A 14,029-nucleotide genomic window follows, 5' to 3' on the forward strand; every position below is an offset into this window, starting at 1 on the left:
GCGTCCTGAGCATGACGAAGAAGCGGCAGGACGCCGTTCAGAGCGAGCACTCGGTAATACTTCAGGACGTACGGCGCGTCTACGGTCGCGGCGGCAACACCGTCACCGCGCTCGACGGGGTCAGCATCGGATTCGGCCGCGGCACGTTCACCGCGGTGATGGGGCCGTCGGGCTCCGGCAAGAGCACGTTCCTGCACTGCGCCGCCGGCCTGGACCGCCCCACCTCGGGCTCGGTCCTGATCGACGGGCTGCCGCTGGCCGGGATGAAGGAGCGCGAGCTCACCGAACTCCGGCGGGAGCGGATCGGCTTCGTCTTCCAGTCCTTCAACCTGCTCCCTGCGCTCACCGTCTGGCAGAACGTCGTCCTCCCGCAAGAGCTCGACGGTCGCCGACCGAACAAGGCTGCGGTCCGTGAGGTCCTCGAGCGGGTCGGTCTCGGCGACAAGCAGAAGAACTGTCCCGGCGAACTGTCCGGTGGTCAGCAGCAACGGGTCGCGATCGCTCGCGCGTTGGTCGCCCGCCCGGCGGTCATCTTCGCCGACGAGCCGACCGGTGCGCTCGACACCCAGACCGCGGCTGACGTCCTCGAGCTCCTTCGCGAGCCGGTCCGCACCCAGGGCCAGACGGTCGTGATGGTCACGCATGACCCGGTCGCCGCGTCGTACGCGGATCAGGTCGTCTTCCTCGCCGACGGCCGCCTGGCCGGCAGCCTGATCGCCCCGACCGCCGAACAGGTCGCCGACCGGATGACCCACCTGGGCGCCCGCGGCAAGCTGGCGGTGGCCGGATGATGCGGCTCGCGATCCGCACCCTGCGCTTCCGCAAGGGCGGCTTCATCGCCACCTTCGTCGCGGTGGTCTTCGGTACGGCGATCGTGATGGCCTGCGGCGGTCTGATGGAGACCGGCATCCGCTCGAACGTCGAGCCCCAGCGCCTGGCCGCGGCTCCGATCGTGGTCAGCGGCCCGCAGTCACACAAGCCCGCCGGTGCTGACGAGGATCTGGACGCGTTCCCGTTGCCCGAGGTCGTCGGCGTACCGACGGACCTGCTGGCCAAGATCCGTTCCGTCGAAGGTGTCACCGGCGCTCTTGGTGATCGCACCTTCTCCGCTCCGATTGTCACTCCCGCTGGCCCGGCCGTTGCTCAGGGCCACAACTGGGCGAGCGCCGCGCTCGCGCCGTACCGACTGGTCTCCGGCCACGCACCCGCGGTTGGCCAGGTGGTCAGCACCACGGGCAAGGTCGGTGAGCGGGTCAGCGTGCTGGTCCGCGGCGTACCGCAGACCTTCACGGTCAGTGGGATAGCGAGTGGTCCAGCCGGCCACACCTTCTTCAGCGAGCGCGACGCCACCCGCCTCAGTCACACACCTGATCGGTACGCCGACATCGGCGTACTGGTTGCTCCGGGCACCGATCTTGACGCGGTGGTCGAGCGGATCGAGGCGCTCGGCGAGCTGACCGTGCGGACCGGAATCGATCGCGGCCTGGCCGAGCACCCCGGCACCGAGGTCCAGCGGACGGCGCTGATCTCGATCGCGGGTTCGTTCGGCGGGATCGCGGTGATGACGATGATGTTCGTCGTCGCGTCCACGCTCGCGCTGTCCGCACAACACCGGGAGCGTGAGTTCGCGCTGCTGCGCGGGATCGGGACCACGCCTGGTCAGGTCCGGCGAATGATTCTCGGGGAAGGTCTGCTCGTCGCGCTTCCAGCCGTTGCCGTTGGCATCATTCCCGGGATGCTGCTCGGGCGGTTCCTCTTCGATCAGCTCGCCGCGCATGGGGTTGCGTCGCCGGTGATCTCGTTCTACCAGGGGCTGATCCCGTTCGCGGCCGGTGCCGGTGGCGCCGTACTGGCGGTGATCGGTGCCGCGCTGATCGCGGCGCGCAAGTCGGCCAAGATCAAGCCCGTGCAGGCGTTGATGGAGTCATCGCTGCAGCGGAAGTGGTTCAGCTGGGCGCGTCTGATTGCCGGGCTGCTGTTCCTCGGGGGTGGTATCGCGCTGCTGATCGTCACTGCCACCGTGATGGTTGGCCCACTGGCCGGCGCCACGGCCGGACCGTCCGTGTTGTGCTGGGCGATCGGGGTCGCCCTACTCGGCCCGTTCTGGACCAAGGCCGCGCTCCTGCTCTGGCGCTGGCCCGTCCAACTCCTCAGCCGCGTCAACGGCCGACTCGCGATCCGGAACGTCTCCGTACGCTCGGTGGCAATGTCGGCCGCCGTGATGCCGGTGATGCTTGCCGTCGGCATCTCCACCGCGAACCTCTACATGCAGACCACTCAGGTCAGCGCCGCCGCCAAAGCCTTCACCCGCGACCTCAACGCCGACATCGTCCTGACCTCACCGGTCGGGATGTCACCGAACCTCGTCCAGCAGGTGCAGTCCGTCCAGGGCGTCGCCGGCGCGTCGGCGTACATCCGCAGTACCGGCGTCATCGACGAACCCCAAGGCGCACCCATCGACGACGACGGCGCCCCACTGATCGGAATCGATGCCCAAGGCCCCAATGGCACCGCACCCGTCCGGGTCACCACCGGCTCGCTCTCCGGCCTCACCGGATCGACCGTGGCACTGCCCGAATACATCGCCCAGAAGATCAATCGCGGCCTCGGCTCGCACCTCACCATGACCCTGGGCGACGGTACGTCGGTCACCCTCCGAGTCGTCGCACTCTTCGCCGCCGAACGCGGCTACGAAACCATCGTGCTCCCCGCCGACCTGGTCACCGCCCACACCACCGACGGCCTCATCCGCCAGATCCTCGTCCGCACCAAGCCCGGAGCCCACCCCGACCTCACCACCCTCGCCGCCACCCACCCCGGCGTACAGGTCGCTGATCGTCAAGCCCTCGTCTCCGCCAACGCCGAAGACCAGAAAACCCAAGCCTGGGTCAACTACATGCTCGTCGGCATGCTCATCGCCTACACCGCAGTCTCCGTCGTCAACACCCTCGTCTCCACCACCCTGCGCCGCCGCCGCGAGTTCGCCCTCCAACGCCTCACCGGCTCCACCCGCACCCAAGTCCTCCGCATGCTCACCACCGAAAGCACCCTCATCACCCTCTCCGGCCTAACCCTGGGCACCCTGGTAGCCCTAGCCTGCCTCCTCCCCTACTCCTCCAAAGTCGCCCGCTCCCTCCCCACCGGCCCCCTCTGGATCTACCTCCTCATCATCACCGCCGCCACCCTCCTAACCTTCGCCTCCACCCTCCTCCCAGCCCTGACCACCCTCCGCCACTCCCCCACCCAACCCACCCACACCGACTGATCTCTCGCTAGTCGGTACTCTTTCGGGCCCAGGCGCCGAAAAGTTACCGGCTAGCGGTTATCCACAGGGCGTTCTGCAGCGGTACGGCGTTTGGCTCATGCTGGGGTGGATGGAGTGGTGGTGGCGCCGGCAACTCGCCGACGAGGGGATCCAGGTGGTGATCCGGAGTCAGGCCCGGATCGTGTCGCGGGTCCAACTGCTCGCCGCGGGCTGGCCGAGTGACCGCATCAGGCAGCAGACCCGCAACCACCGTTGGCAGACCCTCCACCCTGGTGTCTATTCCACCCACACCGGGCCGGTCGGGTACGACGAACGCCTCGTCGCCGCTCTCCTGTACGCCGGCCCTGACGCCGCGTGGAGCCACTACACCGCGGCTGAACAACTCGGCCTCGTCAAACCCGCTCCGGATCGCCTCGTCCACGTCACCGTCCCCGACGCCCGCCGGGTGCGTGGGCGTCCCGGACTCGTCATCCACCGTGATGTCCACTGGGCCCACCGCCTCGCGAACGTCGTCCCACCTCGCCGTACCGGAGCACACGCGGTCCTCGACATCGTCGGCATCACTCGGACCTTGGATCAGGCGGCCGCCGTCGTCGCCGAAGCCTGTCAATCCGGCCGGGTCCATCCCGCCGGCATCGCGACCGCACTGGAGACTCGCGGTCGGCTCCGGCACGGCCGCGCCTCCGCCCGATCCTCGCCGACGTCGCGGCCGGAACCCATTCGCTCCTCGAACTCCGCTACCTCCGTGACGTCGAGCGCCGCCACGGCCTCCCCACCGGAACCCGCCAGCGAGCCGTCGACCGCGAGTTCACCGACGTCCACTACGACGGCTTCACCCTGAACGTCGAACTCGACGGCCGCCTCCACCTCGTCCCCAACCACCGCTGGCGGGACCTCGACCGCGACAACCGAGCCACCCTCCGCGCCGAATCCACCCTCCGCTACGGCTGGTTCGACATCACCGGCCGCCCGTGCGCAGCCGCCGTACAGGTCCTCACCGTCCTCCGCCGCACCGACCCCACCCTCACCGCCCACCCCTGCGGCCCCGCCTGCCCGGTGCGTTAGCCGGTAACTTTTCGGCGCCTGGACCCGAAAAGTTCACGACTAACGCGGATGTCGTACACGTCGGCTTGGACGAACCGGGCCGGCAGCCCCACCTCGTCGGCCAACCGCCGTGCTGCCGCGATCGCTTCGCCCGAGAAGTCCAGTCCGGTGACCTCGGCGCCGAGCCGCGCCCACGACAACGTGTCGAGCCCGAAGTGGCACATCAGGTGCAGCAGCCGCCGGCCGCGCACATCACCGAGTGCCTCCAGCTCAAACGGACGGAGCGAACTCCCACCCGCGCGAAACCCATCCACGTCGTACAGGCTGGCGCCGCTCGCGTGGGCCTCGGCCCGTAGGTCCCAGCCGGCCCGGTTCTGCTCCACGCGCTCGTCCATGCCGTCACGGTAGGCCGATCGGCTTTCGGGCTCCATGGAATTGATTGCCGACCCCGACCGCGCGAACGACAGTCGAGAGATGACGACGAGACTCAGCAAGCTCGCGCTCACGGTCGGATCACTCGTCCTGGCGGCCTCGGCACTGACCGCGTTGCCCGCGACTGCGGCGCCTTCGGGCAACCTGACCGTGCACTGCAAGCTGTACGGCGAGGTGGTGGTGTACCCGGGTGGCGTCACCAACATCTGGTATTTCGTCACCGACAACACCACACACCAGCAGAAGTACGTGAGCGCCGCCTACCTCGACATCGACGACGCCCAGATCCCCTGGTGCTAGCGCGCGGGCGTCGGCTCCGCGACCGGCTGCAGGGCGGTGGTGGTGGCCTGGATGATGCTGGCGTTGGCGCGAAGCCAGCTGGCCAGGACCACCTGCAGGTCCTCGAGATCGCGCTCCTCCAGGATCACCCCGGGCACCGGGACACTCGCGCCGAGCTCGGCGAGGACGGGACGCAGGTGCTGATCGGCGAGCAGCTTGTGGCTCGGCGCGGCTGACACGGTCACCGGTACGACGACCGCTCCGGCGAGCGCGCGCGGTGGGAGCACGTCGAGGAAGCTCTTGAGCAGCCCGGTGTAACTCCCCTTGTAGACCGGCGTCGCGATCACGATCACCGACGCGGACGACACCAGTTCGACCGCGTTCTCCAGCTCCGCCCGGTCCGGCTCAGCCGCGGCGTCGCCCTGGAAGATCGACGGGGCGATCGTGACCAGGTCGATCAGTTCGTCGATCCGGTACGGCGTTCCTAGCTCGGAGGCGAGTAGTTCCGCGACCGAGGCCGCGGCCGCCGCCGTACGGGACCCGGCTTTGGGGTTGCCGACCACGGTGACCACCGACTGCGGCCAGACCGGCGGATCCGGGACGACCTGCGGTTCGAACGCGATTGAGGGCATCTGACTTGGGCTCCTGACCATCGGCAGTGATGGATCGAGCGTAATCAAAGTCCAGCCCGCTACTTGACTTTCTCAGATGCTGATCTCCGGGCGCGCAGCTTGACAACCACGAACCAGCCCACCGCGGCGATCGCCCCGCCGACGACGACCCACTGGAACACCCCGACCGACGACTCGACCACGTGCCAGCGCTCCCCGAGCTGGTAGCCGGCCACGATCAGCAGCGTGTTCCAGATCCCACTCCCGACTGTGGTCAGGAGCAGGAAGAGCGGCACCGACATCCGCTCGACTCCAGCCGGAACCGAGATCAGGCTGCGGACGACCGGGACGAGCCGCCCGATCAGCACTGCCTTCGGGCCGTGCCGGTTGAACCAGTCCTCGGCCTTGTCGACGTCCTCGACCTTCACGAGCGGCAGTTTCCCGGCCAGCCCGCGGGTTCGATCCCGCCCCAGCCCCGCGCCCACGCCGTACAGGGCAAGGGCTCCGACCACCGAACCGAGCGTGGTGAAGACGATCGCGGCGGCCAGGCCGAGGTCGCCGCGGCTGGCCGCGAACCCGGCCAGCGGGAGGATCACCTCGCTGGGTAACGGTGGAAAGAGGTTCTCCAGAGCGACTGCGAGACCGGCACCCGGCGCTCCCAGCCGCTCCATCAGATCAGTGGCCCACCCGGCCAGACCGGTCGGCTCCTGGGTCGCTTGGAGGACACTCATCTCCACAAAGTACCCAGCGCGGACAACCACTCACATCGCGTTGTGGTGCGCTGCGATCTGGGCGGCCGTCAGCTCCTTGTCGTAGACGGCGACCTTCCCGACCGCGCCCTGGAAGTAGGACCCGAAGTCCCGGGTCCCGACCCGGAACGGCGCCGTACCGTTGCTCGGCACGATCACCGTGCCACTGATGCTCAGGTTGTCCTGGTCCCGCAGCACCCCGTCCCGGTAGACCTTCGTGTATCCGTTCGGATACGTCGCACTGGTCGCCTGAGCGTTGATCACCAGCACGTAGTGGATCCACGTCCCGGCCGTGATCGAGTCCTGGAAGTACGAGCCCGCGCCCAGCCCGCCGGTGTTGTTGAACAGGTAGCCCGAGATCCGGTTCGGCCGGTTCTCCGTGTTCGTCAGCGAGTACATGCGGGAGACGTACTCGTGCTGGCCGGCCACGCCCTTGCCCATCCAGTGCACATACCCGCTGCCCTCCTGGTGCGCGAACTGCAGGGTGTCCGGCCGCATCCACGCCTCCAGCGTGAACTCACCGGTCGTCGCTGGGCTCAACACGTCGTGATCAGCGACCTGGAAGTACCCGCTGGACCCGTCGAAGGCCGTCGCGGTGTCCCCGTTCGGCAGGGTGGTCGCCGTACGGGTGCCTGCGTAGGTGCCGGTCAGCCCGCCCACCACCGAGGCCTCGCTTGCCGACCCCGGCTGCGCCAGCCGCCAGTAAGCGGCCGGACCGTCCGCCAGGACGGCCGTGTCGTACGCACTGACACAAGGACGATGCCGTACGGCGTTGGCGGTGCCGGTCGACAGCAGCGACACCATGGCGATCACAGCAACTGCGATTCGGTACATGTGGTTCCCCCTCGGAAAGGAAGGATCAGTCGGAACGCGTCCGCGGTGCGGCCGTCGAGTGCCGGCGGACGACCGTGGCTTTGACGCCCACGGATTCGTCCAGCAGCACGCCCAACTCCGGGCCCGACCCCGCGTCCGGTCCCGAAACCTCGAGCAGCCGGGCGATCGCCAGCTGCCCGACCCGGGCGCTCTGCCCGGTGATCGTCGTGAGCCCGGGGTGCACGAGCTCGGAGAGGATGTCGTCGTGCCCGGTCACGCTGACGTCCTCGGGCACGGACTTGCCGCGCTGCCGCAGTCCCTCGACCAGCCCAGCAGCAAGTACGTCGTCGAACGCCATCACCGCGGTGATCCCCAGCTCGACCACCTGCTCAGCAGCCAGTACGCCGCCCGCGTGCGTACCGTCGGTGGGGTCGAGCCGCACCAACTCGACCTCCAACGCCCGAGCCCGGTCAGCAACAGTCCGCGCTCGCTGCTTGTTCGACCATGACCCCGCCGGACCCGGCAGATACCCGACACGGCGATGCCCTTGCTCGACCAGCTCGTCCAGCAGCTCCCGCAGTGCCGACCGGGAATCGGTGGAGACGCTCGGAATGCCTTCGACGATCCGGTTGACGAGGACCAGCGGCACGATCCCGCTCAGCTCGCGGATGTGCGAGGTCGTCATCCGCGGCGCACACAGGATCACGCCGCGACTCTGCTGCGCGAACTGCTCACACACCTGCCGCTCGATCTCCGCGTCGTCATCGGTGTCCGCGACGAAGATGCCGGTCTGATGACCACGCGACACCTTCTGCGCCGCCTTCAGCAACGTGGTCATGTACGGGTTGGTGATGTCCGGTACGACGAGTCCGATGTTGGGCGACGTACCGGTGATCAGCGAGCGCGCCATCACGTTCGGCGTGAACCGCAGCCTGCGCGCGACCTCGCGCACCCGGTCCGACGTCTCCGGCGAGATCCGTCCGGGACTCGAGAAGACCCTGGAGACGGTCGAGATCGAGACCCCAGCAGCCTCCGCCACGTCTTTCAGCGTTGCTGCCTTGGTTCTTTGCGTCATCTGAGCGCCTCCCGGTCCACAGAAGGGGCCGGTTGACGGGACCAGCCGGACCCCAGCTCGGCGAAGAGGCTACCAGTGTCGACCACGCGCTCGACGAGCTCCGAGATGCCCTGCGCTCCCGGAATCCGGATCGGCGCACCGACAATCTCGACCGCCCGGTTCACCACGCTCACGAACGGCCGGACGGCATCCAGATCGATCAACGGATCCGGCGGACCGTCGACGTCCTTCAATGCCGCCAGCAACGGATGCGTCGACGCTTCTCCACCGTGCGGGACGGTGATGTGACCCCGGCTGCCGTGCACCGTGATCGCCGGTGCACGAACAACGTCAGCGGCCGTCGTCCCCACCGCGATCACCACCGGCCCCGTCCTGGAACGGATCCGCAGTACGCCGGTATCGTCGCCGGCGATGTCGTGTACGGCGTACAGCTCGGCCTCGACGCTGTCGACCGCCCAGCCGCAGTCGATCCGTCGGGCGAGTGTCAACGCGGTGTGCACGATGTGGGCCAGCGGATTGAACAGCGCACCGTCGAACACCGCCTCACCCTTGACGTACCACGCACCAGCCCAGGGACTCCGTGTGTAATAGGAGTCCGGTCGCGACAAGCATCCGTGCGCCGTGATCCGCTCGACCTGACCGACATCCGGCAGCAACGCCTCCAGTCGCTCGATCGTGGCGCGCGCCTGCTGGAAACCGACCTCGGCCCGGCGGCGCGACGTGATCGCCCGGAGTGCGTCCAGCTGTGAGAGCAACGGCACCGGCGGCTTCTCCAGGTACAACGCACTTCCCGATCGCAGCACCTGCTCGGCCAACGCGAAGTGCGTGTGCGGTGGTGTCGCCACGACCGTGAGGTCGACCTCGAGCCCGTCGATCGTGGGCAGGTACTGCGGTTTCACGCCCGCTATGTCGACAAGTCGCCGCGTCTCCGCGTCGAAGCTCAGATCGACCAACGCGGCCAGGTCCAGGAACCCGTCACGCTGCCAACCGAGTAGCTGCTCCAAATGCCGTCGGCCGTATCCCGACGTACCGACGAGAGCGACGCGCGGAATGCTCATCCTTTCAGCGCCCCCTCAGCCAATCCACGGAAGACCTGCTTCTGCATGAGGAAGTAGACGAGCAGCGGCGGCAGCATGACCACGATCGCCGCGGCCGAGATCACCCGCTGGTCGGCCGAGAACGTGCCGGACAGATACTGCACGCCGACGTTGACCGGGTACTTCGACGGATCGCTGAGCGAGACCAGCGGCCAGATGAAATGATCCCAGGAATCCAGGAACCCCAGTACGGCGATGACTGCCAGCGACCCGCGGACCGACGGCAACATGATGTGCCAGAACACCTGCAGCGGCCCGGCCCCGTCCATGTCGGCGGCCTCCGCCAGCTCACCGGGGATCCGGATGAACGCCTGCCGCATGACGAAGATCGACACGATCGACACCGCCTGCGGCAGCACGACGCCGATCAACGTGTCGTTCAGGTGCAGCCCACGAGCGACCAGCAGCGTGGACACCAGGATCACCTCGAACGGCAGCACAGCCGTTGCCAGCAGCACCGTTGTGTAGAGCGCACGGCCACGGAACGGGATCCGCGCCAACGCGTAGCCGGTCAGGGTCGCCAGCACGAGGTTGGTGATCATGCCGAACGCGGCGATCTGCGCCGAATTGCCGACGTACCGGAGCAAGGGGATCTCGGTGAACGCGGTGGCGAAGTTGTCGAACGTCGGATGCTTCGGCAGCAGCGTGCCCGGGAACCCGACCGCCGATTCGCCGGAGCTCTTCAGCGACATCGTGACCTGCCACAGCAGCGGCGCCAAGACAGTGCCCGCGGCAACGATCATCAGTGGCCAGCGAATGAGGCGTTCTCTCATGACCGTGTCCTCCGCGAGATCAACCAACTGAGGCCGGAGACCGAGAGCACGAAGGCGAAGAGCACCAGGCTGATCGCCGAGGCGTACCCCGCGTCCGTGCCGGGCGCGATGCCCTTCTGGAACAGGTAGACCACGATCGTCTCGGTCGAGTCCCCCGGGCCGCCGCCGGTGATGACGAAGGGCTCGGTGAAGACTCGCAAGGTCGCGACCGACGCGAGGATCGCGATCATGACCGTCGTACCGCGGATCTGTGGCAGCGTCACGCTGATCGTCCGCCGCAGCCAGCCGGCGCCGTCCAGCTGGCCCGCCTCGTCGAGCTCCGGCGAGACGTTCTGCAGCGCGGCGACGGTGATGAGCGTGTAGAGCGCGCAGCCCTTCCAGACCGTCACCATCGTCAGGCTGAGCAGCGCGAGTGTCGGGTCGTTCAGGAACGGCACCGGTGCGCTGACGACGTGCAGGCCCTGGAGAACCTGGTTGACCAGACCGTCGGAGTTCAGCAGGTACTGGAAGACGACCGCGATCACGGCCAGCGGCAGCACCATCGGCGAGAACAGCAGCGACCGCACGACGCCTGAGCCGCGCAGCCGCGTGTTCACCAGCACCGCGAGGCAGGTCGACAGGATGGTCAGCGCCGGGACCGCGATCAGCATGTAGAGGAAGGTGCGGCCGACCGCATTCCAGAACGCCGAGTCCGCGGCCAGCTCGGAGAAGTTCGCGAGCCCGGTGAACCGGCCGCCGCCGATCGTGCTCGCGTTGGTGAACGCCAGCACGAAGGTGTTCGCCAGCGGCACGAACAGGAACGTGAGCTGCAGGACAAGCGCCGGTCCGACGAAGAACAGCGGCACGTACCAGCGATACTTTCGGGGCACCTTGGCCTTGCGGCTCGCGCGCACGGTCACTCCCGAGGTGGCCACGGCGGTCATTGGCGGCGGTCCTTCAAGATCTTCGTGAGCTTGGTTTCGGCCTCGCCCAGCGCCGTCGCCGGATCGGCCTTGCCCAGGATCGCCGGTTGCACCGCCGACCACAGCGCGGCCGCGTACTCCGCGTCGACCGCCGCCGACTTCACGATCGTCTTGCCGTCATGCAGGCTGGCCGCCGCGATCTTCCGCGCGGCCACGGTCAGGTCCTTGTCGTCACCGGCGGTGAAGAACGCGTCGTTCAGCGAGGCCAGCGTGCTCGGGAAGACACTCGACTGCTTGCCCAGGGCAAGCTGGTTGTCGGCCGAGGTGACGAACTTCGCGAACGCCAGCGCCGTCGCCGCGTTCGCCGACTTCTTCGGTACGGCGAGCCCGTGCGCGACCACCCAGGTCCGCTTGGCCGCATCACCCAACGGCTTGCCGACGGCGACTTCGCCGTACACGGCCGGTGAGTTCTGCTTGATGATCTTCAGCCGCGAACCGCCCGCCTCCAGGTACGCCGACTTGGCGTCGGAGAAGGTCTCGATCTCGCTGCGCTCCTTGGCGCTCACGCTGTCCGGCGGGATGCCGCCAGCCTTGTAGAGCTCGGCCAGCGCGGCGACGAACTTCTGCGCCTCGGGGGTGTTGACCTTGGCCTGCGTGGAGTCGTCGTTGACCAGCGGTACGCCGATCGTCAGCAGCGAACTCGGGAACCCGGCCTCGGTCGGCTGGAAACCCGCGACCTTGGCCTTGGCCGCGACCTGCTTCGACTGTTCGATCAGCTCGTCGTAGTTCGACGGCTGCTGCTGGATACCCGCCTTGGTAAGCAGGCTCTGGTTGGAGATCAGCACGGGGGTGTTCAGGTACCAGGGCAGAGCGGCGATCGCGCTTCCCGTGTAGGCGAAGGAGTTCCAGGCCGAGGGGACATAGGTGTCCTTGACGTCCTTCGCCGCGGTGGCCATGTCGACGACGAGCTCGCGACGGCCGAGCGGCGCCAGCGTCGCGGAGTCGAGATCCATCACGTCCGGCAGTTTTCCGGTGACGGAATCCGCGCTGACCTTGCGAGCGGCGGCGTCACTGGGGATGTCGGTCCACTCGACCTTGGTCCCCGGATGCGCCTTCTCGAACGCCGCGATCAGGCCGTGCAGGTAGTCGTCGAAGGTCGGCGACAGCTGGATGGTCTGAAAGGTGATCGTCCCCTTCACCTCGCCCGACGTGTCGGCCTCGGGCTGAGCCGATCCGCCGAGCCCGCAGCCGGCGAGCAGCAGCGCGCCGATCCCTATCCACCAGGTGTTCCGTCCCATGACAACCCCTCTCGGATGGCCGGTCTGTGCAAACCTTTGACAGCCAGTAGCCAGACGCTAGACTCGATTCTCACCGCGGTCAACGGATAACTCTCGATGAATTTCTTCCGTGATCGTGATTCCGTGCAAACCTTTGACACCGAGGTGACCGAATGCCCGCACCGCTGGACGCCACCGCCGAGCGCTGGGCCGACGATTGGCTCGGCCGGCTGACCCCGGCCCAGAAGATCGCGCACTGCCTGCTCGTCCTGCCCGCCGTCGCCGACGGCCTCCCGGACACCGCGACCCGGCACGCGCTCGAGCTGGGCGTCGGCACCCTGCACAGCGTCACCGATCTGCCGGCCTCAACCGCGACCGCGTACCACGAGCGTGTCGCCGAGATCTGCGCGGACGCCGGCCTGCCCCCCGCCCTGATCAGCGGCAACCTCGAGGCCGGGATCATGTACTCACTGCGCCGGAGCGGCACGCACTTCCCGTATCCCCGCGGCATCGGCATCTCCGGCGACCCCGACCTCGCCTACCGCCTCGCCGCCGCCACGGCGGTCGAGGCCCGCGCCGTCGGCTACCACTGGACCTTCAGTCCCTGCGTCGATGTGGTCTCCGTCCCCGACGACCCCATTCTCGGCGTCCGCGCGTACGGCGTACCGGCGCAGCTCACCGGTGAACTCGGTGCCGCCCAGATCCGCGGTTACCAGGACAACGGCGTACTGGCGACCGCCAAACACTTCCCCGGCCACGGCGACAGCAGCATCGACAGTCACCTCGCGCAGCCCATTGTCGACCGCACCCGCGCCGACCACGAGGCCATCCACCTGCCGCCGTTCGCCGCCGCCGTAGCCGCTGGCGTGGCCACCATCATGGTTGCCCACATCGCCTATCCCAGCCTGGGAATCGACGTCCCCGCCAGCCTCTCCCCCACCATCAACAGGACCTGGCTCCGCTCCGACCTCGGCTTCGACGGCGTCATCATCACCGACGCGCTCCGGATGGACGCCATCGCCCGTCATTACTCGCTGGCTGACTCCGCCTTGCTGTCCCTCCAGGCCGGCGCCGACGTAGCCAACGTCAAGTGCGCGCCCGCCCAGATCCAGCCGATCATCGATCACCTCGTCGAGGCCTTGAACCTCGGCGCTCTCAGCGAGTCCGACCTGGACGACAAGGTCCGCCGCCTGCTCCGCGCCCGCGCCCTGGCCGGCCTCGACACCTCCAGAGATCCCCTCCCTGACACCCCGGCTCCTTGGGCCGACCCTGAGCGCCGCACTACCGTCGACCTGTACCAGACCGGCGATACAGCATTGTCACGCAACGAATCGCTGGTGGTGGTCGGTGATTCGAAGCTGGCTCGCCGGTTCGCCGAACTGGGTGCGGAGCGCGGATTCTCCGTCGTCTTGGAGCCCGCGCCGCTGACTCCCGGCGTACTGGCGCGAGTAGCCGACCGACACCCGAGCGCCCGGCTGATCCCGGTCTTCGGACCCGGTCCGATCCCCGCCGCCCAGCAGTGGAAGGAGGTGGCCGCCGTCACCGCGGACACCCCACATCCCTGCCCCGCGGTCATCGTGAACTCGACCCTCCCCGCCCACTCGTTCGGTGCCGTCGCCGATCGCGTCATCAGCATCCCCGCCATGGACGCGTTCGAGATCGTGACCGACGCGGCCATCCACGCCGCACTCGACGTACTGTGAACGCACCTC

15 protein-coding genes are annotated in these 14,029 nt (G+C 68.1%); 4 read left to right on the forward strand and 11 right to left on the reverse strand.

The features are described from left to right. The first annotated feature begins 11 nt into the window (after positions 1-11). Both ACIA49_RS16625 and ACIA49_RS16630 read left to right on the forward strand, forming a co-directional pair. Complete coding sequence (locus ACIA49_RS16625; RefSeq protein WP_396378029.1) at positions 12-791, forward strand: ABC transporter ATP-binding protein; 780 nt, start codon at positions 12-14, stop codon at positions 789-791. Beyond that, positions 788-3,265 carry an ABC transporter permease gene (locus ACIA49_RS16630; RefSeq protein WP_396378030.1) on the forward strand — a complete coding sequence of 826 codons (2,478 nt, stop codon included), beginning with the start codon at positions 788-790 and terminating at the stop codon, positions 3,263-3,265. The genes ACIA49_RS16625 and ACIA49_RS16630 overlap by 4 nt, the downstream gene beginning before the upstream one ends. 43 nt (positions 3,266-3,308) lie before the next feature. Here the strand turns inward: ACIA49_RS16630 and ACIA49_RS16635 are convergent, their stop codons facing one another. The 3 genes from ACIA49_RS16635 to ACIA49_RS16645 are packed head-to-tail and all read right to left on the reverse strand — an operon-like array spanning position 3,309 to position 4,704. Next, the gene (locus ACIA49_RS16635; RefSeq protein WP_396378031.1) at positions 3,309-3,938 is read right to left on the reverse strand and encodes a hypothetical protein; all 630 of its coding nucleotides are present in this window, start codon (positions 3,936-3,938) and stop codon (positions 3,309-3,311) included. Beyond that, complete coding sequence (locus ACIA49_RS16640) at positions 3,872-4,300, reverse strand: hypothetical protein (protein ID WP_396378032.1); 429 nt, start codon at positions 4,298-4,300, stop codon at positions 3,872-3,874. The genes ACIA49_RS16635 and ACIA49_RS16640 overlap by 67 nt, the downstream gene beginning before the upstream one ends. A gap of 26 nt (positions 4,301-4,326) precedes the next feature. Beyond that, positions 4,327-4,704, reverse strand: a complete 378-nt coding sequence (locus tag ACIA49_RS16645) for a class I SAM-dependent methyltransferase (protein WP_396378033.1) — start codon at positions 4,702-4,704, stop codon at positions 4,327-4,329. Positions 4,705-4,783: 79 nt separating this feature from the next. Here ACIA49_RS16645 and ACIA49_RS16650 point away from each other — a divergent pair, with 79 nt between their 5' ends. After that, positions 4,784-5,041, forward strand: coding sequence for a hypothetical protein (locus ACIA49_RS16650; protein WP_396378034.1), 258 nt, complete (start codon positions 4,784-4,786; stop codon positions 5,039-5,041). Here the strand turns inward: ACIA49_RS16650 and ACIA49_RS16655 are convergent. From ACIA49_RS16655 to ACIA49_RS16690, 8 genes are read right to left on the reverse strand one after another with little or no spacing between them, the layout of a single operon-like run. Then, positions 5,038-5,652, reverse strand: a complete 615-nt coding sequence (locus ACIA49_RS16655; RefSeq protein WP_396378035.1) for an NADPH-dependent FMN reductase — start codon at positions 5,650-5,652, stop codon at positions 5,038-5,040. The two genes, ACIA49_RS16650 and ACIA49_RS16655, sit on opposite strands and share 4 nt — an antisense overlap. A gap of 59 nt (positions 5,653-5,711) precedes the next feature. After that, the gene (locus ACIA49_RS16660) at positions 5,712-6,362 is read right to left on the reverse strand and encodes a DedA family protein (protein WP_396378036.1); all 651 of its coding nucleotides are present in this window, start codon (positions 6,360-6,362) and stop codon (positions 5,712-5,714) included. A gap of 30 nt (positions 6,363-6,392) precedes the next feature. Continuing rightward, a complete protein-coding gene (locus tag ACIA49_RS16665; protein ID WP_396378037.1) occupies positions 6,393-7,214 on the reverse strand; it encodes a LamG domain-containing protein in 822 nt (273 codons plus the stop codon). Positions 7,215-7,239: 25 nt separating this feature from the next. Continuing rightward, a complete protein-coding gene (locus ACIA49_RS16670; RefSeq protein ID WP_396378038.1) occupies positions 7,240-8,268 on the reverse strand; it encodes a LacI family DNA-binding transcriptional regulator in 1,029 nt (342 codons plus the stop codon). Continuing rightward, positions 8,265-9,326, reverse strand: coding sequence for a Gfo/Idh/MocA family protein (locus tag ACIA49_RS16675; protein ID WP_396378039.1), 1,062 nt, complete (start codon positions 9,324-9,326; stop codon positions 8,265-8,267). Before ACIA49_RS16675 ends, ACIA49_RS16670 begins: the two co-directional genes overlap by 4 nt. Then, a complete protein-coding gene (locus ACIA49_RS16680) occupies positions 9,323-10,138 on the reverse strand; it encodes a carbohydrate ABC transporter permease (protein WP_396378040.1) in 816 nt (271 codons plus the stop codon). Before ACIA49_RS16680 ends, ACIA49_RS16675 begins: the two co-directional genes overlap by 4 nt. Further along, a complete protein-coding gene (locus ACIA49_RS16685; protein ID WP_396378041.1) occupies positions 10,135-11,061 on the reverse strand; it encodes a carbohydrate ABC transporter permease in 927 nt (308 codons plus the stop codon). The genes ACIA49_RS16680 and ACIA49_RS16685 overlap by 4 nt, the downstream gene beginning before the upstream one ends. After that, on the reverse strand, positions 11,058-12,338 hold the full coding sequence (locus ACIA49_RS16690; RefSeq protein WP_396378042.1) for an ABC transporter substrate-binding protein: 1,281 nt from the start codon (positions 12,336-12,338) through the stop codon (positions 11,058-11,060). Before ACIA49_RS16690 ends, ACIA49_RS16685 begins: the two co-directional genes overlap by 4 nt. Positions 12,339-12,490: 152 nt before the next feature. Between ACIA49_RS16690 and ACIA49_RS16695 the strand changes: the two genes are divergently transcribed. Then, on the forward strand, positions 12,491-14,020 hold the full coding sequence (locus ACIA49_RS16695) for a glycoside hydrolase family 3 protein (protein WP_396378043.1): 1,530 nt from the start codon (positions 12,491-12,493) through the stop codon (positions 14,018-14,020). Positions 14,021-14,029 lie beyond the last annotated feature (9 nt).

This window comes from Kribbella sp. NPDC051587 (assembly GCF_044453945.1).
Lineage (GTDB): Bacteria > Actinomycetota > Actinomycetes > Propionibacteriales > Kribbellaceae > Kribbella.